We start from the raw sequence: 24,661 nt of genomic DNA, 5'->3' as shown, positions 1-24,661 counted from the left end.
AATCTTTATCCCGTTCTATAATGTATAACGATTGAAACACATAAAAGGATAGTCCAAATCAAAATTTTTATTCTCGAATTATGTGAATGAACTCAAACACGTTTTATTATTATAACTATCTGAGCCCATGTCCTCAACTATATAAATATGAATTTTTATCTCTTGCAATAGGATATTTTATCTCTCATTACAAGAGATTTCGCATCGTTTAATCAGAAGCCGCATCTCTGTAAAATATAAAGGTAAGATTTTCAGAGGATAGGTGGTGAGCTAATGGACGAAAGGAACAATCATTTTGACTTTGATTTCACGCCGATTGGGCAGGCAATTAAAAAAGCCCGTGAAGCCAAAGGGATGACAAGGGAGCAGCTATCTGGCATAATCGGCTATGCTCCCAGACACATTCAATCTATCGAAAACGAGGGGCAGTATCCAAGTATTGAGCTGTTTATCCAGCTTATTACGATGTTCGATGTGTCTGTTGACGAGTACATATTTCCAAATAAAGAAATCGAAAAAAGTTCTGTCCGCAGACGCTTAGACGCACAGCTCAACAAATTAGACGATAAAGAGCTTTCCGTCATAGAAGCAACGGTAAACGGACTATGTAAGGCAAAAGAGCCAGAGGATTAAACCTCTGGTTTTTCTTTTGCCCCTTTTCTTAATAAGCAGGGATACCATAACCATAAATTGAGCTGCTTCCAACACTGTATTGGTTTTGTCTGCAAGCATCTCCTGAGTTACCCTCAACGGTATAAACAACACCGTTCTCACATTTCTCCACAATACCTACATGGTCGGTTTCTCCGTCGTTCTCCCAATCAAAAAAGATGATAGTACCTGCTGTCGGCTCATAGTTTCGGTCTTGCCATTGCCCATTGCCTTTAAACCAATTTGCCCCATCTACGCAGCCTGCAAATTTCGGCACAATGCCGCTGTCCAGATAGCCGCACTGGTCGGCACACCACGATACGAAGCAGGCACACCATTCCACACGCCCGTCAAAGCCGTACCACGACCAATAGGGCTGACCGCCCTCATTACCGAGCTGTGTCAGGGCGACCTCCACGATTGCCTGATTGCCGCCGCTTGTGAACGCCCGTCCATACGGGTAATAGCGTAACACATGGGCGGGATACTGTGTGTCGCCGTAACTTTCCCACCCTAACCGTTGTGCCTGCATGGTGGAAAATTCTACCGCATTTGCATAGGAATAACCGCCGTAGTTGGTTTTCGCCCACGAGATATAGCCGTTTCCAAAATTATAGCCCTGCAAGGCAAGTTTGATATGCTCCATATCAATCGGATTTTCCACTTCCGCAGAGATAAGGGCTGCCTTTAATTCCTGTACGCCGCATTGGATTGAATATTCAGGGTCTTGGATACCATTCGGCTCGTGGGGATAGCGTGTATTAAAACTTCCCTCCGCCGCCTGCATCGGGTCAAGTCCACGCCCGCCGCTTTCCTGCATCATCACCGCCTTGATAAGCTCAACATATTCAGGGATACCGTATTGCTTGGCATATTTCTGTATCAATGGCTCATAGGCTTCCACCTCCGCACTGACAGGCGTATAGGCATTGCTGCCGCCACCACCGCCGAACAGAGAAACGGCACAACCTAAGAGGACAACAATCAAAATTATCACAACAGAAACCCAACCGCCTGCTATCAAAGCAGAGATAAGAGCCTTTGTTCCTGCGATAATCTCCTTGACTGCTGCAATCGTGGCTCTGACCGCTGTTTTGGTTGCTTCCGCAGTTGCCTTTGCGGTGGCTTTTGCCGCCTGTGCCGCTTTCTGGGCGGCTTTCGCAGAAGCCTTTGCCGCTTCTTTCGTTGCCTTTGCCGTCTGCTCGGCAGTTTTGATTGTTGCCTTAGAAGTAGCCTGTGCGGTTTTTACACCTCTTTCGGCTGTTTTGACCGAGCCTTTCGCCGTAGACTTTACCGCCTTTTCTGCATTTCGGGCGGTGGTCTTAATGGTTTTCCTGCTTTGCTGACGGGTCTTTATGAGCTGGCTTTTCCCACTCTGGGGCATATCGGGAGCAGCAGAACGGCTTGCAGTTCCGTGACGGATCTGCAAGCCGTGTTGTTCTGACATATTCCTTTCCATTCTCTGCTCGGCGGCTTTGGCAGCCCGCTTTTGCTTGAAATCGGCAATCTTGTCCTTTGTCTTTCCGATATTCTCCTGTGTGGTCTGAATACTTTTCTGACCCTGTTTATTGAATTGGTGTACGCCTTCCTCGGTCACACGCTCGGAAGCACAGGAAACTCTGTCGGCAGCGTACTCGGTGGCAGAGCTTTCGTCCGCATAATACCCTTGTTCCGCTTTATCCTTTGTCTTGGCATAAGCGGATTTCATTCGCTCGGAAGCAACGGCGGCTTTGTCTATGGTCTTTATCGTACCTTTGACCGCATCTCTGGTTTTTATATCTGCCATAGAAGCCCTCCTTTCTTACAAGCTCTGGAGCAGTCAGGCAATCTTTTTTGCTACCACCACAAGCCTGCCGTTCTGTGCGGAATATTCGCAGGTGGAAAGAGTAATGAGTTTGTCACCGTATTTGGCGGTCACGCCCGTATCATACAGGGCAAACTCCTTGCACTTGCTTACATACTCGTCAAAGGCTTTCTCGTCCTCGGCATCTACAAAGTCATAGTAGCGGAAGCCCTCGGAGCTGTACGCAACGGTCTTGAACACGGCTACGATTTCATACTCTGCCTGCTCGGTCAGGGTATCAAACTGAATGCTCTTGTGTTCCTCATAAAAGTCCTTGTCCTTGTAGCTCTCCAACGCCCCGAACATCTTTTGCCCTTTGATGTGGTGTCCGTAAATAATAAGATTATCGCTTGCGGCAAGGTCGCAGTCCTCTTGGATATACGGCACTCCCAAATCGCTGTACGCCTTTTCAAAGTTGTGCTTCAGATAAAAGTTGGGGTCATTGGGTGTCTGCATCACGGGATAATTGACTGTCGTGCCGGCAATAGAAATCCAACCGACCATATCCTCGTTTTGCAAATACAACTCCTTATACTTTGCAAGCACATCTTCGCCCTCGCTGACAGGGGTATCATCGGGAACGCCCTCGGTATCTGGGGTCTGCTCCACCAGCTCGGCTATCTGCTCAAAGGCTTCGGTCTGTTCGTCCACCTGTGCATAGTGGTGATACACCTGAAAGCCGCAAAAAACCGCCGCTGCGAAAAGCAGTACGGCGGCAGCTACACAAATCTGCATCTTATATTTTTTCATTGATTGCTCCTTTCTTTGTTCCTGCCCATTTTATGGGCATAATGGTATGCCCGTAGGGTATTTCGTTATCGAACATTGTCTGTCTGCTGCTTTGGTGTGGGAAGTTCCCTGCAATATTCGGGATACCTGACCTTAATGCCCTCCATAAAATACGGGGCAAACTCGCAGCAGAATAATTCCTCTGGCGTGAAAAACCGTTCCCGTCCTTCCTCCGCATATCCGTTCCAGAGATTGAAAGCAAGGTGGCAGACCTTGACCGTTCCGCTTGTCTGCCAACCGCCGTGCATACCCTCTGGCACAATACAGTCGGTCTTAAAGTCAAACATCTGGTTAATGTTTGCCCTCGTTTCCGATGCAATTCCCATTACATAGAAAAATGCCCTGTGATAGCAGTCGTTGACCCTGCTTTTCATCATATTTTCCAGAAAGAAATCACGGTGAGCCGCACTTTTGAATTTAATATCTGCCATACCTTTACACCTCCCCAAACTTGGTCGTCATCAGCCTGTAAAGCTCTGTGTTGCGTGGAAATTTATTGACAAACGGCACAAGGGAACTGCCGACCTTTAGAAGCCCCTGACCTGCACCCACATTCGTGATATAGCTCATCTGAAGGTCGGAGATATTAAGGAGCTTGGCAAGCTCGATACGGTCAGTCGATGCCTGATTGAGCATAATGATAAACTCACTATTGGCAAGCATCGTCCTTGCCGTATGGCTCTGCAAAAGGTCGTCTACATTCTGCGTGATACCCGTACAGTACGCACCGTACTTACGCACACGCTTCCAGAGGGTAAACAGGAAGTTGGCAGAGTATTCGTGCTGAAAGAGCAGATAAATCTCATCAATGAAAATGAAAGTATTTCTGCCTTTGGCTCTGTTCTGCGTGATACGGTTTAAGATGCTGTCAAGCACCACAAGCATACCGATAGGCTGTAACTGCTTGCCCAAATCCAGAATGTCATAGCAGATAAGACGGCTGTGGGTGTCCACATTGGTATGCTTGGCAAAGGTATTCAGAGAGCCGTCTGTAAACAGCTCGATGGCAAGGGCGATTTCCTTTGCTTCTGGCTCATCCTGTTTCAGAAGTTCCTCACGGAAGTCCTGTAAGGTCGGCGGCGTTCCCTGATAGTTGCCCTGCTGATAGTAGCGGTACACACTTGCCGTGCATCGGTCAATGATGGATTTCTGCTTTGCCCCCAGACTTGCCCCGCCGATGAGCTGCTCACAAAGGGATAAAATAAACTCTGATTTTAAGATGACAGGGTTTGCACCGTCACCGTAATCAGAGTTCATATCCATAGCGTTGATATGGTTTTCACTCGTTGCCGAGATGTGGACGACCTCGCCCTGCATTGCCTTTACAAGCGGCGAATACTCACGCTCTGGGTCTATAATGATAACATCGGCGTTGGGGTCGGTCAGAATGATATTCGTCATTTCCTCCTTTGCCGTAAAGGATTTACCTGCACCAGACACACCGAGGATAAAAGAATTACCATTCAGTAAATGGCGGCGGTTGGCGATAATCATATTTTTGCTGATAACATTCTGTCCATAATACACGCCGTCCTTATGGTAGATTTCCTGCACACGGAACGGAATGAACACCGCAAGGCTCTCCGTTGTCAGGGTACGCAGGGCATCAATCTTCCTTACGCCAAAAGGCAGAGCCGTGTTCAGCCCGTCCATCTGCTGATATTTCAGCACGGCGAACTGGCAGAGATGTTTTCTGGCTGTCGTGAGCAGGGCTTCCGTATCATTGTCAAGCCGCTCTTTGGTATCGGCGGTATGCACCATTGTCAGCACGGCGAACATCATTCTCTGGTCACGGGTCGTCAAATCGTCCAGAAACTCCTTGCTTTCCTTTCGCTGCTGTTCAAGGTCATAGGGAATGACCGCCGAAAAGTTGTTGTTCTGGTTTTGCTTCCTCTGCCAGTTCGTGATATTGGTTTCCACGCCGAGCAGTCGGTTTTCCACCTCACGCACGGCTTCGTCCGTGGGAACGGGTATAACATCAACCGAGAGCATCATATTACGGTTCAGCTCACAAAGCTCCGCCACCATACTGTCCTTGATATAAGCGGCGTATTCCCTGAGAAAAATCACACGCCCGTATCTGTCGCCCATACGGAAGTAGTCCTTTTCAAACTCAAAGGTATCGGGGCAGATGAAGTCCTTAAAATCGTGACCTTTCCGCATCGTCTGTGACATATCAAAACGGAACGCCGTTTCCTCTCCTGTGCGGTAGAAGTCGTGAAAGATACGGAGCTTTTCTTCCGCTTCAAGCTCCGTGCATTTCGAGCCGAGTCTGGAGAAATGGGCGATAAGGTCAGTACCCACACGGGCAAAGTAGTTCCGTGCTTCCTCAATGTTCTTTTTGCAGACCGATACCGTCACATATTTGTCCTGCACAATAGAATTAGCCCCCGTTGCCTTATCAAGCAGCATCTTGTTGTATTCCGTGCGGTACTTATCCAGACCGTCATCGGACATAGGAATAAGAATGGTCTGCTCAAAATCCGCTTTGTTGAGCCTGCGGTTATTGATTGTGATTTTCGTGGTCGCACCGCTGTCGAGAGCGTTGAGAAGCTCCGAATATTCAAGGAACATTGCTTCCTTGTCCTCACGGCTTGCCACGGTATAGTTTATATCCTCAAACTTAAAGGTCTTTGCGTACTTGTTGCTGCCGACAAGGAAAATACCGTCTGCCCAGATAGTCTTTATCGGGATAACGCTCTGCACCGATTTCGGCACAACAAATTTTTCCTTGTCCTGCTTGAACAGATTTCTAAGCGTTTTTAACATCGTCTACCTCCTTACGCTTTTTTGCTTTCTTTGGTTTCTTCTGTGCTTTTGCCCTTTGCTTCTTTGGCACGGCAGGCAAGCCCTTTTCGTGGGCTTCAATGGTCGGCTTCAACGCTTTGTAATAGAGATTGTCAGGCAAAAATACAATCTTTTTCGGCATCAGAAACTCTGACTTTATCCACGCCCAGACAAACTGCTCGGCGGTCATACCGTTGTACTTGATAAAGCCCATAGCCGCAAAGGGGAACGCACCTAAGATGCACACCCAACTGAGCGTTTCCGTTCCAAAGTGCGGGCGAAGCAGAAAGAATAAGCCAACCGCCACGCCGCAGGCAAGGACAGAAAAAATGAACTGCCTGAGTGACAGTCCGAAAAACATACTCTCCGTGTAGTTACGGATTTCTTTATTTATCTTGACTTCCAAAATAGCACCTCCCTTACAAGCCCATCATTTCACGGACAACACGGTCTGCCATTTTGACCGCACCGACCAAGACGAGCATATTGAATACAAGCTCCCCGACATAGCTCCATACCATTGTGACCGCCGCCGCATCGGGATTGACCGCAGGCGGTGTCGCTGCAAAGAGCGAAAAGATGATGCAGGCAAGCACTATGATTGCACCCTCCAAACACACGGCAGCATAAGACTTGATAAAGCTCTTGCCGACGCTCTGGCTCGGCTCTCCTGCAAAGGCAGAAAGAGGAACAGGGGCGATAGCGGTATAAAGGTAGAGTTTGAAAAATCTGCCGTACACCGACATTATCATAATGAAACTGAGTACCGTAATGAACAGACCGCCGATGAGCGTGACCGCCCACAATGGGATACTCTCGAAAAAGCCGCAGTCCTCAACGGCGGTCACGATTTCCGAGGGCAAGACGGTCTGTGTTGCCGTTCCAAAGCCTGCGGCGTTCATTATGGTAGAGATAACGCCCTGCACAATCTTAAACAGAGCCATCATCAGCTCCAGACCATAAGTGACCGCACCTTTGGCAAGGGCAAATCGGATAAAAAGCTTCAATGCGTGTTCGGGTTTCTTCACTTCTGCAAAGTTACCGCAGGTACGCATCACGCCTACGACGAAAAACAGCACGAGCAGGGCAAGCCCGATAGCCTGCAACGCACCGTGGATATTTACAATCACATTCCATATCGTACCGCCCTTGAATTGCTCTGGGGATTGGGTAACGAGCTGCCATATTTCAGCCAACTTCTCATTCCAAGTATTCAGGGCGTTCTCCAAGTTCTGTACGACCCAGTTATCAGACATTCGACCACCTCCTTGTTAAAATTGGGCATATCGGGCAGCCCACGAAGTGATCTGCCCGATATGCTCTGTCTTTTGTCCTCTGGATATGGGGAATTAGCCTGTGATGAGGGTCAAAATCTCCTTTGCAAAGGTAATGACTACGCCACCTGCAAGGGTCAGAAAGCCGTTCGCTCTCTGGGACGGGTCGTGGGATTTGAGGGATAAGCCCACCTGCACGATACCGAAGCCGAGCATAATCATACCGACAGCCCTTACCAGACCGAAGATAAAATCGGAAAGGTTGTTGACGACCTGAATGGGGTCATTGGCAGCAAAGGCGGTCATAGATGTGCCAAGCACCATCGTGAGGGCAAGCACCGCCACGCAGTAGCGGCGGAAACCCGTTCTGACCTTGCCCGTCATGGGCAGCTTTGTGGTTACTTTCTTCTGGGTGTCCTTCTTGTTAAAAAATTTCATAGATAAATCCTCCTTTAGATGTTGAATATTTCTTCTAAGTCCTCATCGGACAGAAGTTCATAGGAAGTGCTGACAGGCATAACGCTTACGGCGTTATCAGGTATTTCGCTGTCAAACACAAGGGTCGCAACCGCCTGTGTCGGCTCGCCGTGAACATAGGGCGGCTGACCTCCGTCAGCAGTCAGTTTTACATTGGGGTGCTTTAAGATGTCATACTTAAAATCCATAACGGGTCGCTCGCCACGCACAAAAAGAAGTGCGTAGCGGTTATCAAGCATACGCACTTCATCTGGGGTCATCAGCTCACGCCCTGACATCTGGTAGTTGGTCGAATAGTTCCCACTTCGTCCAGAGCTTTTCCCGTAGGTGTTGGTATCAATGGTTTCCTTACCTAAAAGCTCGGACACATACTTATGGGTGCTTTGCTCGTTGCCGCCCAGATACAAAAACTCATCGCAGTTGCCCACGATGCTTTCCCATTGCTTTTCAAACAGGGCTTTGAGCTGTGCCAGATTTTGCAGGATGATACTGACCGACACGCCACGGGAACGCATAACCGACAGTATCTTGTCAAAATCGTCTGGCAGGGAAACATTGGCAAACTCGTCCATAATAAAATGGCAATGCACGGGCAGGCTGCCGCCGTACTTGTGGTCTGCCAGATAAAATAATTGCTGAAAGAGCTGCGTGTATAAAATCGACACAAGAAAGTTAAAGCTCGTATCGTTGTCTGGTATCAGGGCGAATAAAGCGACTTTCTTTTCCCCCAGACTTGGCAGGTCAAGCTCATCGGTGGCAGTAAGCCCTGCAAGGCTCTCCAGATTGAATTTTTCAAGCCTTGCGGCAAGGGTTATCTGGATACTCTTTAAGGTCTTAGCCGAGCCTGAATGATAATCCCTGTAATACTTGAGGGCGATATGCTCTGGGTTTACCATCTCCAGACGGTCAAAGAGTTCGTCAAGAGGGCTTATATAGCTGTCATCGTCCTCACGCACTTCGCCTGCCCGTAAAAGCTCCATAACCATCGGGAAGTTTTGTTCCTCTGGCGGTGCTTCATATTTGAGATAGAATACCAATGCCAGAAGCAGCATACTCGCCGCCGTATCCCAGAACGGGTCTTGCGACTGGCTTCCTTTCGGGGTGGTCGCCTTAAAGAGATTGGTCACAAGCCTTTGCACATCGTTGTCGTTCCGAAGATACACAAAGGGGTTGTAACAATGGCTGCGGTGCATATTGATAAGGTCAAGGACACGCACCTCATAACCTTTCTTTTCGAGCAGACCGCCAATGTCACGGACGATTTCGCCCTTTGGGTCAAGCACCACGAAAGAGGTGTTGCATTGCATAGCGTTGGGCTTGCAAAAAAACCTTGTCTTACCTGCACCAGAACCGCCGCAGACCAAAATATTCAAGTTTCGGCGGTGCTTCTTTCCGTCCAAGCCGATACGCACATTTTGCGTGAGCAGTTTGTTCTCGAACGGGTTTTTATCTCGGTACTTCTTGTTGAGAGTACCTGTATTGCCCCATTTTGCCGAGCCGTGTTCCTCCCGCCTGCGGTAGTTCCTGCGTGTGGAGAAATAGATGCCGATGCCCATAGCGTAGGCAAGCAAAAAAATAAGGACAGTCTTTACGCTGTCCTCACACACCGTTATGGAAAACGGGTTATTTACTGCTACGGATAAGCCGCTGACTATCTCCACGATGCCGCCGCTGACATAGGGTGCTGTCAGCAGTGAAAGCCATACAACAGGAACGATGCCGCAGATAGAAAGGATTAAGCCCGTCTTTTGGTCGTTATCGTTCCTCATTGCACCTGCACGGAATGACCCTGACCTTTTTTGTCGGGGCGTTCGCCACCTTGTCAATCAGCTCATCAACAGGGTCGGTGGGGCGTTCCTCCTGCAACTGCCGTGTACGCAAGGTGTTCAAAGCATTGATAACGATATTCTTGTCGTACTTGTCAAGTGCGATGTGGTATCGTTCTTCTTTCATAGGCTGCACCTCCGATTAGCGTTCCTGCTCTTTGTTCTTCGGCGGCTTGTTCTTTTCAAGGCTCTTAAACATATCGCTCTGGATTTCGCCCAGAACATCACGCATCGAGCCAAGCTCGCCTTTGAATACCTGCGTGTCCATTTCCGAAAACTCCCTCGGAAGCCTGTCAAAACTGAAACCTCTGGTGTCCACGCCGTAACGGGTGCTGACCATATAGGCAACGCAGAAGGATTTGAAATCGGAAGCATCACGGCTCTCGTTATGCTTGAAATCGAAAACCGCCGCCGACACTTCCTTTGCCATACTCACAAAGAGCTGTTCCTCCGTAAGCCCTGTCTTAATGAAAATCGTCTGCTGTTTACTGTCATAGTAGGCAGGGATTTCAAGGTCGGCAACGGGAACAAAGGGAACGGGGCTTGCATCAATCATAGCCGATACAAGCTCACGCATCGTTTTCGGCTCTTGTGCCTGCTGCCTGTCCTTTGCCGATGTTTCGGAAATGTCATAGACCACCTTTGCGTTGTAGCCTACCGCTTTCGTGCCGTCATCACGGGTGTACTCCTTGCTTGGCTCAAGGATAACGATTTTCTGTGCGTCCTTGTTCACATAGACACGGCTCTGCTTCCAAGCGTTATAATCTTTGAGCTGTGTCGCATCGGGCATCTGTGCCGATACTAAAACGGCGTTCGCCACCGAGTAGCGGTCAAAACGCCCCTGCACATCAAGATACTGGCGGAAGCTCTCGCCGTCTGCCATCATCTCGGAGCAGGTGTTGTCAATCAGCTCATAGGCTTCCTGCCGCTGTGCCTGCTTCTGGGCAGCCCATTCCGCTTTATCAAAGGGCTTGCTGCCGCCGCTGAATACATCATAAATGCTCATACTGTTTACCTCGTTTCTTTGGATTTTGGTTTTCTTTTCCGCTTCTGGGGCTGTTTATGCTCCGTCTTGCCTGCGGGCGGCTTCTTCGCCCTGTCAGAAGCGGAGCTTTTGTCCAGGGCAGAAGAAGTATCTGCTTCCTGCTCTTTTCGGCTCTCCTTGATTTTCCGCAGTTCCTCTTTGACCGAAGGTTTCTCCTTAGTCATAGTAGCCCCCTCTGCGGATTTCTTTGGCTGCTCTGAGGTAGGCTCGGACAGAGGGGATTTTTCGGTCTTTGCCACCGAGGGGTTTGGGGCATTTTCCTCCTTTTGGATTGGCGTACCCATCAGGGCATCTAAGAGCTTGTCTTTCTCTGCCTTGTCCTGTACGCCGATGTCTGGCTCTGGCTGACCTGCCTTTTCGTCTTTGGCTTTCTCCACATCGGTCACAACAGAAGCCGTTGCTTCCGATGCCAGTTTGAAGCGTTCCGCAATGCGGCTGATTTTCGATGCGTCCTCCGCACGGGCAATCACATCGACCTCCGCATTGGGGTCTTTGTTTTTACGGTCTGCAAGGACACAATAAAGAACGCCGTACTTTTTTGCTTCCTGCGTAAACTTCTTCAGGTCGCTGTTCCTTACGGTAAATACCTTTAACTCCTTGCCAGAACGGAGCATATTCGTAAGCCTTGCCTTGCCCTTTGTTTTCTGCTCTTCTTTGAGAATGGAATACAAAAGGATTGCGATATTCTTCGCACCTGCACCTGTAATTTTGGCAGCGACCTCAAAGCCCTCCAAGCTCATTCGGACGATTTGTTCTGCCGCTTCGCCGCCTGTGTTCATTCGTCATCAGCTCCTTTCCTTGCTGTTCATCTGCCCGTATGGTTGTTAGCTTTTCTTTGAGGGTATCGTTACGGGCTTCGATGCCCCCGCATAGTCTGACCTCCTTCCGTAAAAATTTCATTCTCTCCGTAATTTCCGTAAGCCGAGCCTTGACCGCTTCTTTTTCTTCGCCGCCTGATTTGCGGGATTTGGAATACAGTTCCTTTCGCTGTTCGGTAAGCTCCGACATTTCCGTTTCCAGAGAGCCTTTATATGACAAGAGCTGTTCCACCGTATCAATCCGATTGCGGCAGAGCAGCCTTGTTTCCTGTGATATGGCTTCCATCTTCATCAGGTCATCTTTCAAAAGATAATGAAGCCTTGCATAATTCTGTTTTCTGCTTTTTGGCAGGATACCGAGCCTGTAACAGTAGTGGAGATACAGCCCACGCAAGCCGCCGATTTTTTTCGCATTTTTGAGTGAGCCTTTCACACGGAAAACCTGTACGGTTTTTTGCGGCTCGGCAAATCTGGAAAATTTTACGGCATAGGAATTTTCCCTGATACGCTCCGTAATCCTCTCGTTGGTGTAATCCTCTCCGAGCTTATATAATCGCTTTGGGCGTTCCCAACCTTTGCCGATTATCGTCCAGTATTTGCGGTTGGGGTCAAAGCTCACACGGTAGCCCATCTCTGCCATCTGGCGGTCAAAGTCTTTGAGCGTAAACGATTTGCTGATAGCTTCGTCCACCGCCTGCAGAGCCACATTATCCCTTGTGGGCATACCGTTCTTTTCAGCCTGATACAAAGCATAGGGTTTCTTTTTTCCGCTTGGGTGTTCAATGACAGACAAAGCATACTCCCTGCAAAGCTCATCGGAGCGTTGACGGAGCAGCCGCAGGTTGGCTTTATTATCGTGGTAGTGCTTCCCGTCCAAAAAGGAAACAGAGTTTACGACAAAGTGGTTATGCAGGCACTCGGTATTTAAGTGGGTGGCAACGATGACCTGAAACCTGTCGCCCCACATCTTTTCGGCAAGTTTTACGCCGACCTCGTGGGCAACCTCTGGCGTGACCTCGCCGTGCTTAAAGCTCTGGAAACCGTGATAGCAGACAATCTCGCTTTCATCGTTCCACTCAGCTTTGGCAATCATCATTTCATCTCTGGCGGTGGCAGTATCGCAGTTGACCCCTGTGACGAAAAACCGCTTTTCCGTCTTGTCCTTGTTGGTGGCATACTCCATTACATCGACCAACGCCTGCAAGTCGGCTTCGGTGTATTTGGGGTTGGCGGTCTTTTCTGGGTTTTCGGCATAGTCTATCGGGTGGTCGAGCCTGCCTTTTACATCCCAGATTTCACACACCGCCATTAAGATACCTTTCGGGGAAGCAGATACTTTTTACGGACATCAAGCTGAAAATCGTGCCACTTCCTTACTTCCTCACGGAGCATCGGCGTGTCGATAAAGTTCAGGGCGTTTGCTTTGGCGGCAAGCTGATTGATACGGTTGCCGATGGCAGACAGCTCACGCATTATCCTGTAAAATTCGGGGTCGGGTTTTTCGCAGAGCTGATAGCCCTTTACCATTTCTCTAAGGAACGCTTCTTTTGAGCGACCCGATTTTCGCACAAGCTCATAAAGATACTCGGCTTCTTCCTCGTTAAGACGGAAAAGTATCTGGACGCTTCGCTTTCTCATTTTCCAATCCCTCCTTTTTGGAGAGCCTGTTAATCTGCAAGCAGCACATCAGCACAACACCGACCAGACCGCCGAGCATTGTGCCGATGGTAAAAAACAGAAACTCACTCATTCTTAAAAACTCCTTTCTCATATCGGGGTATTAGGGGCAGCCCCCTAACAAGCGAATTTGGTATCCAAAGACTTTTGGATAATCAAATTCAGTGCTTGGTAAGACATTACTTAGTCCTCGTCCTCCAGACGGCACTCTCCACACATCGGGCAGAAGTACGGACAGTCCGAACATTCCTCGTGCTTCAGACATTCGTCCTCGTCCTCATCATCGGCTCTGTTTTCTGCCGTTCTTTCCTCATCGGCTTCCTGAATATCGGCTTCTCCGTAATCAAAATCATCGTCAGAAAAGTCGATAAGGTCGGTATCACAAAGAATAATCCTTACCTTTTCCGCCGCCTGTTCGGGGCTTTCCGCATAAACAGTAATGCTCTTTTCATAGTGTCCTGTCAGGGTTACATCATACTTTTTCAATGGTTAAATCCTCGCTTTCATTCTTAAAATCTGTTGTGGTTGGGCTGGTTTCTTGAGGCAATATCAGCAGACAATCAACGGGCATCACTCCTTTCACGGCTTACAGTCGGTCTTGCAATCCCCAGATAGGACAACAAAAAATCGTTGAAATCCTTGCCGACAGGCGGAGGATCATCAACGATTTGGTAGTCTTTCTGCAACAATTCTTTTAAGGTGGCAGTACAAATCCTGCCTGTCTTGTCGTTATCCAGATGCAGAATGATAGTCTTAATATGGGGATTGGCGTTCAAAAATGTTGTTAGTGCTATGGGGATTTTGCTGTCTTTTATCTCTTTCTTAGGCTGATACACACCCGAAAGAGAGAGCAGATTTTCCGATTTATAGTCCTTACCCTCACACTTTAGATAAGTGGCGTAGGACAATAAATCAATGGCGGCTTCAAATAAGTGCACCGTATTAGTCGGCTCTCTTGCCAGAAGTCGGAACGAATACCGCTTGTCGCTGCCTGATGCGTCGCCCTTAAAGGAGCTACCTATCGTGCTGCGGTAAGCGGCATACTTTGGCGTTCCGCTTTCGTCCTTACCGACAAAAACGGCATTGTGGTACTTGACACTTTCAAAAATCGTACCGTCTGCAATGCAGTCCTGTATGATAGAAAGGTCAATCCCACGCCCGAAAAGGTAGTCGGTCACTCGGTTACAATCACGATTTTTCGGTGGCAGGAGCAATACCTTTGGCTCGTCTTTGGGTACGGAAACAGGCGGCGGCTTCCAGTCTGCCGTAATACCTGTGAGCATTTCCACGGCTTCCACAAAGCTATACTCTCTGACCTTAATGAGATAATCAAGGGCAGAAACACCGCCAAAACCTCTCGACCACCAGTACCACTTACCATTGGAAATCTTCAAGCTGTCGTGTTCTTTCGTGCAATAGACATTACCTGCCACACGCTTTAGGTTGCTTGGCTCATACCTCTGCAAGTAGGAAAGTAAGTCCATCTGCCGTGCCTGCTCAATCACGGCAGGGTCAAGTTTCACATAGGGTCGGTTACTTCTCATTCAATAAAATCACCTCCTGAAATAGAAGAAGCCGAGGGGCTTTCGATTAAGAAAACCTCTCGGCTATGTAATATTGTAATTATTCTTGGTTTATTAACTTCATTTCATATCCATAAATCTCTTGGAATGTGAAAATACCTTGCCAGATATATTCAGACAATGTCTTGCTTTTATCTCGTTCAACTAATGTTTTTATAAATTTCTCCTTGTCCTCTATTGTCCTACCTATGGTATCTCCTCTCAAATTTAGGATAATAGGTAAATTTGAATTGAACGATTTCGTCTTATCATATTTGTCCTTGTTAGCGTGTAATAAGGATATAATTTCAATTACAGTTACAATATTGTTTTCTTCGAAACCTAATAATTGAGCCACATCTATTTTGCCCTCATCATACTTTTTTAATTTTAACGAAATCAAATCAACTTCTTTTTTCAAGGTATAGATTGACAAAACCATAGTTGACATTATCTTTTCAATACGCTTCATAAATTCACGCCATAAATCAATTTTCATATCTTCAGGTTTTATTGTAATAAATGCTGGCTTTGTTTTGCCATCAAGAGGATATGCACCAAATGCGGTCTTAGTTTTGCTTCCGTCTATATGATATAAATATAATTCAAAAAAGAATGACTTTATTTCAGGTATTACACCATTGGGAGATTTACAAATTCTCACTCTATATGCGATTGTTTTCCAAAAGTCAAATACAACATACCTATACCCATCAATATCATCATATTGAAAAAATGCGTTAGTTCCTACCTCTGATAATTGGTCAATAGCAAAATAATAGTTTCTTTCTAATATGATATCAACAAAATCTCCGTCTGTATTTCCTAAAATATAATCTACAATGTCTTTATATTCTGTTTTATATTCTTCTATGTTGTTTATATAGCAATACCATTCGTATGCCATTTTAGCAACACTATGAACTGCATAGAAACCGAGAAAGCTATCTGCTGTAATGGTCTTATGCAAAGTTACATCACTAATATCGACTGCTGTTGCTTTTCCTTTGCTTATTTTATTTATTCGCTCCATAGGTGCCATCAAGATTTTATGCCCATTATCGTCCACACCTGCAACAACATCTTTGGGAGCATACAAAGAGGCTCTATTACTGATTTTGACATTATGCATTTCTGTTCCGTCTATTGATATATCCGCTTTATACTGAATTGGTTTTCCATCACGTGTTGTAAGTCCCAAATGGTTTCTAAAGAAATCCAAATCGGCTACATATTTTTTCTCATAATTATCATTTGTAAAGGCATTATGTGTTTTACAGACAAAGGACTTGGTTAGCTTTGCACCTGTAATAGCGTATGTGATTATATCCGATGAAGTAAGTTCTACTTCTGAATTACAATAGATACATTTCATTATATATTCTCCATTCAAAATTATAGTCGTACTTTGTATTATTTTATTATACTACTTGAGTATGAATTTTTCTACCTTTCGGCTATGTAAGAACGGCATCAGCTTTACGCCAATGCCGCCTTTTCTCGGTTATAAAATTCCTGCTTTTTTGAGATACCCAACGCTGTCATAACAGCCACGGAAGTAAATTGACTGCAATTCTATATCCGCAAGCTGATTTTTCAGCTCCATTATCCTAATCAGAGCTGCACATTCTTCTTTGGTAAGCTCCGCCACTTGTTCGGTATCAAACACACCCAACACTTTCGGATACTGCTGATACAAACTCTCAATCTTATCCTGAATGGCTTTGTATTCCTCATTCTCTTTAGAGAGATTGGCAACAACAGAACTTAGATATTCGTTGAAAATATTGCTGTGGGTATCTACAAAGGTTTCAAATCTGAACTCTCCAGACATCATTCACACCTCCGACTTGTAACTATCTGCCTTTATTATACTGCCCAAAGTGGGGCAATACAAATCTGCAAATGACTTTATCGCTCCCGATTTTCACATTTTCTTTCGGGCTGTTCCTCGCTTTGCTCTGGCTCGGCATCAAGCACAGCAGGGTCTTTTTTGTCAAGGTTAAGCTCAATGTTAAGAGCGTTCAGCCGTTCCGATTTCTCTTTCAGCTCACCTTCAAAGGCAAAAGGCTTTTGTACCTCAACTTTTGCGGTTTCAAACTGTGCGATAGTTTCCGTTCTTTTAGTCTTGGCAGCTTCCAATCTGGCAGGGAGCTTTGCAAGCTCGTTTTCAATTCGGGTCAGGTTTCCCAGAGGGTCAAAGCCTAAATCTACCTTGTACTTTGCCTTTCCGCAAAGGTTAAGACAATAGTGGGCATTGACCGTATCATAGAAAACTTCCATTTTAAAGCCACGGTAACTGCCGATTTCGGTAGGTGTAGACAGCGGATATTCCTTGCAGATTGCAAGGAGCATTTCGCCTGCGGCAGCTTTTTCGGTGTACTTAATCCCTCGCAGGGTCATCGCACAAAACTTTTCCTCGCCCTGCGGCTTGTTCTGCTCGGCAAGGGCTGTATCGACTTCATAGCAGACAATACGCTGTTCATATTCCTTAACTGTCTGTGGAAAGTATTTGAGTATCCTGTCCTCAAGGTCATAATGTTCGGAAAGGTAGCTTTGTTTCAGCACTTTAAGTTTGGAAACCTGAATGTCTAAATCCATTTTTTCCTTAAAACGCTCGTCGCCTGTGGCAAGCATCTTGACCTCCGCAAAGGAAAGAGCTACCTCGTCCACATCTTCGGCAGAACGGACAGGCCTTTTACTCGTCATTATCTGGCTGATAAATTTCTGCTTGCTCTCCACCAACTGATAGATGTAGGCATCAAATGTCTGCTCGGTTACATAGCGGTAAACCTCAACCTCTGGGAACATATTTCCCTGCCGTTCGATACGCCCTTGCCGCTGCTCAAGGTCAGAGGGTCGCCACGGACAGTCGAGATTGTGAATGGCGATAAGTCTGTCTTGGACATTCGTGCCTGCTCCCATTTTCGGTGTAGAGCCTAACAATACACGCACTTCTCCGCTTCTAACTTTGCCGAACAGCTCTTTTTTCTGTGCATCGGTGGTGGCTTCGTGGATAAACCGCACCTGCTCGGCAGGAACGCCACGGGCAATCAGCTTCTCCCGAATATCATCATAGACATTGAATGTGCCGTCATTCTTCGGGGTGGACAGGTCGCAGAAAATAAGCTGAGTAGCCTTTGTGTCGGCGTGTTCCTCCCAGATACGGTACATATTGTCGATACAGGCGTTGACCTTGCTGTTTGGGTCATCGGGCAGCATCGGGTCAATCATTCTCTGGTCGAGGGCAAGTTTACGCCCGTCATTCGTGATTTTGAGCATATTGTCGATGTTCGGCTCGACAAGCCTTGCCCGCACTTTTTCAGCTCTCTTTGCAAGCCCTGCCACCATATCGGTCTGGATTTCACTCGGCTTGGTCTTGATATTGTGATAATTGACCTTTGGTACGGGGAGCTTTAACATATCAGCGGTCTGAATATCCGCCACCTCACGGAACATCATCAGCAGCTCTGGGAGATTAAAGAACTTTGCAAATCTCGTCTTAGCTCTATAATTCGTACCTTCGGGAACGAGTTTGTCAAGATGATTTTTGTAAGTTTTCTAAATTCAAATATTTATCCGCTGAAAAATCTCCCAACATCTCGTGTCTGCATATTTCTTGAAACACCGTATTCAAAGGCTTCTTCGCACTTTCCGATTGCTTCACATTTACAATAAAAGTGGTTTTACCTATTCGTGTTGTATAAGATAAAGTGTTTTCTTTCATATCGTCCGTTTCTCCTTTTCATAAATTGACTGTGGGGCATTCCGTTTAGAACACCCCACAAATACAGCCTGTTTCATCTGAACATATCAAGAAGTCATTAAGTTGCAAGTACAATGGAAATGGTTATCTTTCCATACCACGCTTGTTTCTTCGTGCCTTGATACGCTCCTGTCTTTCTTTTTCCCTTGCTTCTTTTTCGGCTCGTTCCTGTGCTTCCTTAAAAGAAAAAAGTTGCTTCACTTTTTCGGTAAAAAGTTTAGCAACTTCGGGGAAATGCTCCAACGCTTCAAGAAAAGGTCTGCACTTTTCTTTCAGTTCGTTGTATTTGGTTTTCATTCTTTCCAGTGCATTTGCACTGTCAAAATATTTCTGTCGGTAATAATTTGCACTCTGCTCCAATTTATTGATTTCCGCACGACTGGTAATGCCCTCTTTGGCAAGGGAAGTCAGCTCAGAATAATCCTCTTTGGAGATTGCCATTTTACCTGTGATTGTTTTCTGCCCCATACTGTCAATCTCGTTTAAGGTTTTGGAAATATGACGGGCAGGCTCATACTTAACCTGTTCCTTTTGAATACGCTTCTGCAACTTCTCCAATCGCTCTTTATCCTGTTTGATTTGATATTGCAGGGAAGTCAAATGCTCTGCCGTACTTCCGTATTCGCCACGCTGAAAGCCTTTGAACCCTTGTTCCGTCATATAGTGAAACAACTCATCTTGCAGTATGCTGTACGAAGCTCGGAACATCGGTTTCCCGTTCTTTCTTAGCAATGGATTTCCTTTTTCATCGGTCAGCGGAATATCCGATTTCCATTTCTTTGAATGGCTTATCTGATTAACAACCGCCTTGACCGTTCCTCGCAGTTCGGGGTCTTTGCAACGCTTACTCCATAAGATTTCTTTCTCCACCACAGGCAGAACCATAGCGTGAAGATGATAGTGGTAAACCTCTTTTCCAAGTTCTTCGGTTGCCGCTACATTGATTTCATCAGCGTGCATTACTGCCGATATAACATTGTCAGCACCGAATTTTTCTTCGATGAAATGATAGGCTTCTTCATAAAACTGCTTTGCGTATTCATAACCACCGTTACGCTCGAAGTACATCGTGTTCACATCAATCACAATCTCATTAAAGAGTGTTGCGTCTTTCCTTAACCCACGAAGCGACACCTGCCCGTCTGTTTCCATCTGCTTTAACTGTTCCATATAGGTCGGGGCAGTCGGTTTTTTGAAATGCACATTAAAGGGTATTCGTTCCACAATTACATTCATATTTTCATAGGTTTCATTCTTGCGTTCGTTGTGCCTTTCCGCCTTGCTCACATCAGAAGCGGTGTACTGTTTTACCCTTGCACAACTCATATCTGCCTTGTTGGTTTTTGCCATTTTACTCTCCTTTCCAGACAGGGGCGAAGCCATTACACAACATTCTTTGAATGTGTGTAACCCACTATGACACTTTCAGACTTCGTCTGCAAAGATGTCGTGGGCAAGGGAGTTCCCCCTTGACCTCCTTTAGATACCTCAATCATAAAAGCAGACTGTCCACTCATCAGACAGCCTGCATTATTCTCTCGGTATATCGCCCATCGGCAAAGACCAGTACCACAGAAAGCCTTTCTTTTTGGAGATAACTCCTGCTTTCTTCTTTGCCTTTTTGATGGTCGATTTCTTGAACCCTGCGGCTTCAAGTCTTTCTTCGCAATCCGAAGAAAGCATTTCTCCGTCTTTCAGCATTTCTAAAAGAAATTCTTTCGCCTTGATTTCCTTGTCATTCGGTCTGCCCATTTTTGGTGCGAGGGACTGGAACGCTTCTTCTGCTGTCATTTCCATTTCAGAGATAAAGTCCACTCCTTTTTCTGCAACCTCAAAGAGAATTGCAGAGCCTGTCGGGGCAAGGTTGGATTTCACTTGCACCATATATCTTTCCGCTGGTGCTTCTTTGTTCGGTGTGCGTGTGATTGCAAGAATACTTCTTGCAGCACCCGCAATATCAATCGAACCGTTGGTGCGATAAAGCGGGTTAGTATCTTTCATCTTATTCATATGAGCGATAATCACGATGGCACAGCCAGTATTCTTCGCAACCGCAATCAGATGATTAAACTCTGCTCGTGTTTCGTTGGCATTGTTCATTGAACAGTTCTCTCCGATATAGGAACTCATCGGGTCAAGAATTAAAAGTTTTGCGTGATACCTTTCGATTGCTTCAGCAATACGGTTATCCCCAAAGGATAAAGACTTTTCATCTTCCTTGATGAAGATAAGATTTTCTCCATTCCCACCGGCTGAATTAAATCGGGGTACTACCGTATCGTCTGCGTCATCTTCCGTTGTCTGATAGATGATAGTCATAGGCTCGGTTTCTTCCGTTTCAGTAAAGGGCAGAGGTTCGCCCTTAGAGAGTAGGGCGGCAATGGAAAGCATTAACTTGCTTTTTCCATCGCCCGGATCGCCCTGCAACAGCGTAACCTTGCCGAACGGAATATACGGATACCACAGCCATTTCACTTCTTTCGGTTCGATTTCACTTGCCTTGATAACTTCAAGAGGTACATTTACATTCATTTCATTTTCCGTCTGCTTCATTGTTCTTCGTTCTCCTTTTCGATAAATACTTCGGGCAAAGCACTACGATACAGCGGAAACTCTGCTTGCAGTCATTACTGCACTTTCTGCAAAGTTCGTTGTAGGTAATGCGATTTCTTTCATTCAGAAACAACGCCCACTCTTGTTTCCGTTTCTTGCTCATTCTCGGCATATCAATCCTCCTTTCCGCCTGAAAACAAAAAAACCACAGGGAAGATACTTACTGCCTTGTTTCTGTCATTTTTCGGGGCGAAAATCGGGCAAAATTGCCTTTCTAAGCCTTTCAAAAAATCACACAAGGTATTCGTACTAACCTGTGGTTATGTATGAAATTGTGGGGTTTTGGGTAACAGAAAACACCGTATTTCTACGATGTTTTCTGTCACATATATTCTATTTAAGATACTGACAAACTGGGATTGTCTAAAATAGTAAAGCCGTACCGCTTACTATTTTTTCTTTTACTGCTGAAACAGTATCTTTGATTGAATGCGTCATTAACTTGTTTCATTAAATCATATATATCCATTTGTACCACCATTTATAAAACTTTCTTTATTTTATCAACTTGTTCTTCTACTTCTTCCGGATAGTTTTTAACCATATCATCACTTCCTTAATTTTTCATCTTTGCGAGTTCTTATATAAATCTCTTTTCTACCTTTTTCTATAAAATCAGGTCTATTATTTTTAATACCATATACAATAGTTTCTATTGGATAATATTGTTCTACAACATCTTGATATTCCTTTGCTTTTGAAATATCAATATTTCCGTATAATCTTAATATATCTTCTCCAAAAGACACGCCAATTTCTTCTTCACTATCTTCTAGCAAATATATGAAATCACAGTATTCATCTATAATTCCAGAATCTCCAAAATCTATTACACCACATAATCTATTTTCATCATCAAGTAATAAATGATTACAACTAAAATCATTATGGCATAAGCATTTTTTACCATCAAATATAGTTGTACTATTTAATCTTTGCATAAATTCTTCTACATATTGTTTTTCAATATCAGTAAGACTATCATATATTGTTTCTTTAAGTAATTGATATTCTTCTAAAACATTTTGTTTATTGTCTATCGTATATGAACTTATTTCACTATAATCTAAATCGTGCATTTGTCTTAAAAACATAGCAATATCTTGCTTTAATAATTCTTGCTTTTCTTTTGATAAGGCAAAATATATTTCTGGTGTTAAAAAAGTTCCTTTAATTTCTTTATATCCTAAAATAGATAATTCTTCACTTATATATGAATATTCTATATTTGGTATTTTAATATTTGTATTTAATTTTTTGTTTAGAAAATCATATATTGCTTTTTCTTTTTCATACCCTTTTTTCTTATTAGCACTAAATTTGATTTTGAAAACATATTCATTATTTACAATGTATGCTTTGCTGTCATAACCCTCACCAATCAACTTTATACTATCAACAACTATATTGCATTTTTCTTCTATTATCTTTTTTATATCCATTAGTTTTTCTCCTTAAAATCATACACATAAATAATTTCATCATCTACTTTATTTATTCCTCCTGCTTTTTCATAACATTTACAAGCAGAAATATTGCTTCTATTCGTTATTAAATACATTTTATAACAATCAATAGTTTTAGCATAATCACGAGCAAATGATATTAAACCCGTTCCATAACCTTTGCCTTGATAATCAGGCATAACATCAATAGCGTCAAGATAGAATACTTTTCTTCCATCTGGTTTCAAAAGAATATATCCAAAAGCAAAACCTACTATCTTATTATTTATCTTTGCAATAAATCCAAAATCATTTTTATTATCTATAAATTTTTTTAAAACATCTACATTATATTTTGTATTTTCATCATCAACAAAATCTAACATAAGTCCCAAATCTTGTTCTTCTAATAATTTATATTCCATCTATCTCAACTCCATCTACAATTTTATTTTCTAATTTTATTAGTATCTACACAATCATTAATTAAACTAATTGCTTCTTGTGCAAATTCCTTTAATCTTGTATTATCATAACTATTATTTGTATCACTTAAATAATCTTCCATAGCATTTTTAATAACATCATTATAATTTGAGTTCATATTTTCTAATGCCCATTTACCACCATCATATTTTGATAAAGTTAAATCATCCCTGATTAGTGCATAAAATCTACATAAATTTAAAATACAATATACAGGATTATTAACAATTTCTTCTACACAATCCAATGTATCAGAATAATTAGAATCTATAATATATTCCTTTGGTACTTTTGAAAACACTTCTTTTGATGGCTTACCAAAATCCATCTTATCATTTGGAACATTTATAACATTGAAATGACTTGCTAGATCAGGGTCAACTTTATAATCATCATTGATGACTATTGTTTTATCTTCCTTATATCTTTCTATCCAATCTCTGCTACCGTGAAGTTCGTAAGGTATTGGATGTTTTATATTTCTACAATTATCTTCTAGTACAACACTAAATTCAAAACCTTTTTTAGGAAATAATTGCTCATTTTCTAACATTTTATCCCAAATAAGTTGTTTTATTTCATTATCTATTTTTTCTTTTACAACTATAATAAAGTCTAAATCTGATTTATTAGGATTAAAACTTCCTAATCTTAATGAGCCGTGAAAATAAACTCCAACATAATTATCCTGCAATATTTCTTTAACCCACTCATTAACTTGTTTCATTAAATCATATATATCCATTTGTACCACCATTTATAAAACTTTCTTTATTTTATCAACTTGTTCTTCTACTTCTTCCGGATAGTTTTTAACCATATCATCAAAATCAGCAATTTCACGTGCCTTTATTAACATTGATACTCTTTTGATTAAATCTTCATCTGTATATTTATAATAACTTAATACCTTATTTATAAAACCTGTTCCTAAATAATAAAGTGCAGCAATATCATAAGCAGGATCACCCATACCAGAGCCTTCAAAATCCACTATTCCAACTAATTCGTTATTATCGTTAAGAATATAATTCTCATACCATAAATCTCCGTGTATAAAATGATAATCATTAAATGTTAATAAATAGTTTTTATATTCATTAAACCAAGATAATATTTTTTCATAATTAGATTCACTTAAATATTCTTTTAATTCAATAACACTTTGTTCAGTTATTTCTAATTCATTTTTTATATATTCATCTTTATCAAAATCAACTCTTATTTCATATAATTCATCCATAAATTCAGCGAGTTTTTTAGCAATATTATCTAAATTAACTATTTCAATATGTTCTTTTCTAAAAGTATGTCCTTTAATCATTTTATAAATTAATGCGCCATTTGGATATTCTTCGCAAGGCTCAATCAATTCAATAATTCTTGGTATTTCCAACGATTTAACATTACTTATTTGATTAATTACGTTCACATATTTTTGATAGTTTTTATATGAATTTTGATTTACTCCATCAAGTAAAATATAATCATCATTTATAATATATGCCTTACTATTAAAGCCTTCATTTATGTATTTTCTACTTATAATATCCATCTTTGCACCTCATTCTTAATAACTAAATAGAGTCATAATAATAAACA

At 43.6% G+C, this 24,661-nt stretch carries 28 protein-coding genes; 1 reads left to right on the top strand and 27 read right to left on the bottom strand.

Features of this window, described 5'->3' with window-relative positions:
* Positions 1 to 273 precede the first annotated feature (273 nt).
* Positions 274 to 633: a helix-turn-helix transcriptional regulator gene (locus tag DXB92_RS10550; protein WP_015522543.1), complete on the top strand. Its 360-nt coding sequence runs from the start codon at positions 274 to 276 to the stop codon at positions 631 to 633.
* 28 nt (positions 634 to 661) lie between these two features.
* On the opposite strand, the gene DXB92_RS10545 is transcribed toward DXB92_RS10550, so the two are convergent.
* The 27 genes from DXB92_RS10545 to DXB92_RS10415 all read right to left on the bottom strand — a co-directional run bounded on the left by DXB92_RS10545 (position 662) and on the right by DXB92_RS10415 (position 24,614).
* Positions 662 to 2,437 (bottom strand): lysozyme family protein, encoded by a 1,776-nt coding sequence (locus DXB92_RS10545; protein WP_117733818.1) that lies wholly within the window; start codon positions 2,435 to 2,437, stop codon positions 662 to 664.
* A gap of 33 nt (positions 2,438 to 2,470) precedes the next feature.
* A complete protein-coding gene (gene srtB / locus DXB92_RS10540; RefSeq protein ID WP_015522541.1) occupies positions 2,471 to 3,244 on the bottom strand; it encodes a class B sortase in 774 nt (257 codons plus the stop codon).
* Positions 3,245 to 3,309: 65 nt separating this feature from the next.
* Positions 3,310 to 3,714 (bottom strand): DUF6075 family protein, encoded by a 405-nt coding sequence (locus DXB92_RS10535; RefSeq protein WP_015522539.1) that lies wholly within the window; start codon positions 3,712 to 3,714, stop codon positions 3,310 to 3,312.
* A gap of 4 nt (positions 3,715 to 3,718) precedes the next feature.
* The gene (locus DXB92_RS10530) at positions 3,719 to 6,052 is read right to left on the bottom strand and encodes a VirB4-like conjugal transfer ATPase, CD1110 family (RefSeq protein ID WP_015522538.1); all 2,334 of its coding nucleotides are present in this window, start codon (positions 6,050 to 6,052) and stop codon (positions 3,719 to 3,721) included.
* A complete protein-coding gene (locus DXB92_RS10525; RefSeq protein ID WP_117688261.1) occupies positions 6,036 to 6,476 on the bottom strand; it encodes a PrgI family protein in 441 nt (146 codons plus the stop codon). Before DXB92_RS10525 ends, DXB92_RS10530 begins: the two co-directional genes overlap by 17 nt.
* A gap of 13 nt (positions 6,477 to 6,489) precedes the next feature.
* Positions 6,490 to 7,326, bottom strand: a complete 837-nt coding sequence (locus DXB92_RS10520) for a hypothetical protein (RefSeq protein WP_015522537.1) — start codon at positions 7,324 to 7,326, stop codon at positions 6,490 to 6,492.
* Between the two features lie 93 nt (positions 7,327 to 7,419).
* Entirely contained in the window at positions 7,420 to 7,782 is a 363-nt protein-coding gene (locus DXB92_RS10515) for a hypothetical protein (RefSeq protein ID WP_015522536.1), read from the bottom strand.
* Positions 7,783 to 7,796: 14 nt separating this feature from the next.
* Positions 7,797 to 9,590, bottom strand: a complete 1,794-nt coding sequence (locus DXB92_RS10510; RefSeq protein ID WP_015522535.1) for a VirD4-like conjugal transfer protein, CD1115 family — start codon at positions 9,588 to 9,590, stop codon at positions 7,797 to 7,799.
* Entirely contained in the window at positions 9,577 to 9,774 is a 198-nt protein-coding gene (locus DXB92_RS10505) for a hypothetical protein (RefSeq protein WP_015522534.1), read from the bottom strand. The genes DXB92_RS10510 and DXB92_RS10505 overlap by 14 nt, the downstream gene beginning before the upstream one ends.
* 15 nt (positions 9,775 to 9,789) lie before the next feature.
* Positions 9,790 to 10,653, bottom strand: coding sequence for a hypothetical protein (locus DXB92_RS10500; protein ID WP_015522533.1), 864 nt, complete (start codon positions 10,651 to 10,653; stop codon positions 9,790 to 9,792).
* Positions 10,654 to 10,658: 5 nt separating this feature from the next.
* Entirely contained in the window at positions 10,659 to 11,471 is an 813-nt protein-coding gene (locus tag DXB92_RS10495) for a PcfB family protein (RefSeq protein WP_117733817.1), read from the bottom strand.
* Positions 11,413 to 12,819 carry a relaxase/mobilization nuclease domain-containing protein gene (locus DXB92_RS10490; RefSeq protein WP_015522531.1) on the bottom strand — a complete coding sequence of 469 codons (1,407 nt, stop codon included), beginning with the start codon at positions 12,817 to 12,819 and terminating at the stop codon, positions 11,413 to 11,415. The genes DXB92_RS10495 and DXB92_RS10490 overlap by 59 nt, the downstream gene beginning before the upstream one ends.
* Positions 12,819 to 13,148: a ribbon-helix-helix protein, CopG family gene (locus DXB92_RS10485; protein ID WP_117733816.1), complete on the bottom strand. Its 330-nt coding sequence runs from the start codon at positions 13,146 to 13,148 to the stop codon at positions 12,819 to 12,821. The genes DXB92_RS10490 and DXB92_RS10485 overlap by 1 nt, the downstream gene beginning before the upstream one ends.
* Entirely contained in the window at positions 13,111 to 13,260 is a 150-nt protein-coding gene (locus DXB92_RS10480; protein ID WP_117688258.1) for a DUF3789 domain-containing protein, read from the bottom strand. The genes DXB92_RS10485 and DXB92_RS10480 overlap by 38 nt, the downstream gene beginning before the upstream one ends.
* A 110-nt stretch (positions 13,261 to 13,370) precedes the next feature.
* Positions 13,371 to 13,673, bottom strand: a complete 303-nt coding sequence (locus DXB92_RS10475) for a hypothetical protein (protein ID WP_117688257.1) — start codon at positions 13,671 to 13,673, stop codon at positions 13,371 to 13,373.
* 74 nt (positions 13,674 to 13,747) lie between these two features.
* Positions 13,748 to 14,731 (bottom strand): DUF3991 and TOPRIM domain-containing protein, encoded by a 984-nt coding sequence (locus DXB92_RS10470; protein WP_015522528.1) that lies wholly within the window; start codon positions 14,729 to 14,731, stop codon positions 13,748 to 13,750.
* A 79-nt stretch (positions 14,732 to 14,810) separates the two neighbouring features.
* Positions 14,811 to 16,124: a hypothetical protein gene (locus tag DXB92_RS10465; protein ID WP_015522527.1), complete on the bottom strand. Its 1,314-nt coding sequence runs from the start codon at positions 16,122 to 16,124 to the stop codon at positions 14,811 to 14,813.
* A gap of 129 nt (positions 16,125 to 16,253) precedes the next feature.
* A complete protein-coding gene (locus DXB92_RS10460) occupies positions 16,254 to 16,586 on the bottom strand; it encodes a DUF6664 family protein (RefSeq protein WP_015522526.1) in 333 nt (110 codons plus the stop codon).
* A 74-nt stretch (positions 16,587 to 16,660) separates the two neighbouring features.
* Positions 16,661 to 18,211, bottom strand: coding sequence for a helicase-related protein (locus DXB92_RS10455; RefSeq protein ID WP_242986644.1), 1,551 nt, complete (start codon positions 18,209 to 18,211; stop codon positions 16,661 to 16,663).
* A 76-nt stretch (positions 18,212 to 18,287) separates the two neighbouring features.
* On the bottom strand, positions 18,288 to 18,476 hold the full coding sequence (locus DXB92_RS10450) for a transposon-encoded TnpW family protein (RefSeq protein ID WP_004452856.1): 189 nt from the start codon (positions 18,474 to 18,476) through the stop codon (positions 18,288 to 18,290).
* A 123-nt stretch (positions 18,477 to 18,599) separates the two neighbouring features.
* Entirely contained in the window at positions 18,600 to 19,865 is a 1,266-nt protein-coding gene (locus tag DXB92_RS10445) for a plasmid recombination protein (protein ID WP_021391154.1), read from the bottom strand.
* Positions 19,866 to 20,045: 180 nt separating this feature from the next.
* Positions 20,046 to 21,068 carry an AAA family ATPase gene (locus DXB92_RS10440; RefSeq protein WP_117733814.1) on the bottom strand — a complete coding sequence of 341 codons (1,023 nt, stop codon included), beginning with the start codon at positions 21,066 to 21,068 and terminating at the stop codon, positions 20,046 to 20,048.
* Complete coding sequence (locus tag DXB92_RS10435) at positions 21,049 to 21,240, bottom strand: hypothetical protein (RefSeq protein ID WP_044906491.1); 192 nt, start codon at positions 21,238 to 21,240, stop codon at positions 21,049 to 21,051. Before DXB92_RS10435 ends, DXB92_RS10440 begins: the two co-directional genes overlap by 20 nt.
* Positions 21,241 to 21,676: 436 nt before the next feature.
* Entirely contained in the window at positions 21,677 to 22,570 is an 894-nt protein-coding gene (locus DXB92_RS10430) for an aminoglycoside O-phosphotransferase APH(2'')-If (RefSeq protein WP_021424053.1), read from the bottom strand.
* Entirely contained in the window at positions 22,570 to 22,959 is a 390-nt protein-coding gene (locus DXB92_RS10425) for a GNAT family N-acetyltransferase (RefSeq protein WP_032512193.1), read from the bottom strand. The genes DXB92_RS10430 and DXB92_RS10425 overlap by 1 nt, the downstream gene beginning before the upstream one ends.
* Before the next feature lie 62 nt (positions 22,960 to 23,021).
* Positions 23,022 to 23,816, bottom strand: a complete 795-nt coding sequence (locus DXB92_RS10420; RefSeq protein ID WP_021424055.1) for an aminoglycoside adenylyltransferase domain-containing protein — start codon at positions 23,814 to 23,816, stop codon at positions 23,022 to 23,024.
* Positions 23,817 to 24,614, bottom strand: coding sequence for an aminoglycoside 3'-phosphotransferase/choline kinase family protein (locus tag DXB92_RS10415; RefSeq protein WP_004452867.1), 798 nt, complete (start codon positions 24,612 to 24,614; stop codon positions 23,817 to 23,819).
* Positions 24,615 to 24,661 lie beyond the last annotated feature (47 nt).

Source organism: Ruminococcus sp. OM06-36AC (assembly GCF_003438725.1).
GTDB classification, from domain to species: Bacteria; Bacillota; Clostridia; order Oscillospirales; family Ruminococcaceae; genus Ruminococcus_C; species Ruminococcus_C callidus.
The sequence above is the reverse complement of the archived record's forward strand: the minus strand, read 5'-3'. Positions and strand labels throughout refer to the sequence as shown.

Excerpts from the sequence above, each read along its gene's own strand:
- DXB92_RS10550 (WP_015522543.1), top strand. The coding sequence starts at position 274 with ATGGACGAAAGGAACAATCATTTTGACTTTGATTTCACGCCGATTGGG.
- DXB92_RS10545 (WP_117733818.1), bottom strand. The coding sequence starts at position 2,437 with ATGGCAGATATAAAAACCAGAGATGCGGTCAAAGGTACGATAAAGACC.
- srtB (WP_015522541.1), bottom strand. The coding sequence starts at position 3,244 with ATGAAAAAATATAAGATGCAGATTTGTGTAGCTGCCGCCGTACTGCTT.
- DXB92_RS10535 (WP_015522539.1), bottom strand. The coding sequence starts at position 3,714 with ATGGCAGATATTAAATTCAAAAGTGCGGCTCACCGTGATTTCTTTCTG.
- DXB92_RS10530 (WP_015522538.1), bottom strand. The coding sequence starts at position 6,052 with ATGTTAAAAACGCTTAGAAATCTGTTCAAGCAGGACAAGGAAAAATTT.
- DXB92_RS10520 (WP_015522537.1), bottom strand. The coding sequence starts at position 7,326 with ATGTCTGATAACTGGGTCGTACAGAACTTGGAGAACGCCCTGAATACT.
- DXB92_RS10515 (WP_015522536.1), bottom strand. The coding sequence starts at position 7,782 with ATGAAATTTTTTAACAAGAAGGACACCCAGAAGAAAGTAACCACAAAG.
- DXB92_RS10510 (WP_015522535.1), bottom strand. The coding sequence starts at position 9,590 with ATGAGGAACGATAACGACCAAAAGACGGGCTTAATCCTTTCTATCTGC.
- DXB92_RS10505 (WP_015522534.1), bottom strand. The coding sequence starts at position 9,774 with ATGAAAGAAGAACGATACCACATCGCACTTGACAAGTACGACAAGAAT.
- DXB92_RS10500 (WP_015522533.1), bottom strand. The coding sequence starts at position 10,653 with ATGAGCATTTATGATGTATTCAGCGGCGGCAGCAAGCCCTTTGATAAA.
- DXB92_RS10495 (WP_117733817.1), bottom strand. The coding sequence starts at position 11,471 with ATGAACACAGGCGGCGAAGCGGCAGAACAAATCGTCCGAATGAGCTTG.
- DXB92_RS10490 (WP_015522531.1), bottom strand. The coding sequence starts at position 12,819 with ATGGCGGTGTGTGAAATCTGGGATGTAAAAGGCAGGCTCGACCACCCG.
- DXB92_RS10485 (WP_117733816.1), bottom strand. The coding sequence starts at position 13,148 with ATGAGAAAGCGAAGCGTCCAGATACTTTTCCGTCTTAACGAGGAAGAA.
- DXB92_RS10480 (WP_117688258.1), bottom strand. The coding sequence starts at position 13,260 with ATGAGTGAGTTTCTGTTTTTTACCATCGGCACAATGCTCGGCGGTCTG.
- DXB92_RS10470 (WP_015522528.1), bottom strand. The coding sequence starts at position 14,731 with ATGAGAAGTAACCGACCCTATGTGAAACTTGACCCTGCCGTGATTGAG.
- DXB92_RS10465 (WP_015522527.1), bottom strand. The coding sequence starts at position 16,124 with ATGAAATGTATCTATTGTAATTCAGAAGTAGAACTTACTTCATCGGAT.
- DXB92_RS10460 (WP_015522526.1), bottom strand. The coding sequence starts at position 16,586 with ATGATGTCTGGAGAGTTCAGATTTGAAACCTTTGTAGATACCCACAGC.
- DXB92_RS10455 (WP_242986644.1), bottom strand. The coding sequence starts at position 18,211 with ATGATGTTCCGTGAGGTGGCGGATATTCAGACCGCTGATATGTTAAAG.
- DXB92_RS10450 (WP_004452856.1), bottom strand. The coding sequence starts at position 18,476 with ATGAAAGAAAACACTTTATCTTATACAACACGAATAGGTAAAACCACT.
- DXB92_RS10445 (WP_021391154.1), bottom strand. The coding sequence starts at position 19,865 with ATGGCAAAAACCAACAAGGCAGATATGAGTTGTGCAAGGGTAAAACAG.
- DXB92_RS10440 (WP_117733814.1), bottom strand. The coding sequence starts at position 21,068 with ATGAAGCAGACGGAAAATGAAATGAATGTAAATGTACCTCTTGAAGTT.
- DXB92_RS10435 (WP_044906491.1), bottom strand. The coding sequence starts at position 21,240 with ATGCCGAGAATGAGCAAGAAACGGAAACAAGAGTGGGCGTTGTTTCTG.
- DXB92_RS10430 (WP_021424053.1), bottom strand. The coding sequence starts at position 22,570 with ATGGATATAAAAAAGATAATAGAAGAAAAATGCAATATAGTTGTTGAT.
- DXB92_RS10425 (WP_032512193.1), bottom strand. The coding sequence starts at position 22,959 with ATGTTAGATTTTGTTGATGATGAAAATACAAAATATAATGTAGATGTT.
- DXB92_RS10420 (WP_021424055.1), bottom strand. The coding sequence starts at position 23,816 with ATGGTGGTACAAATGGATATATATGATTTAATGAAACAAGTTAATGAG.
- DXB92_RS10415 (WP_004452867.1), bottom strand. The coding sequence starts at position 24,614 with ATGGATATTATAAGTAGAAAATACATAAATGAAGGCTTTAATAGTAAG.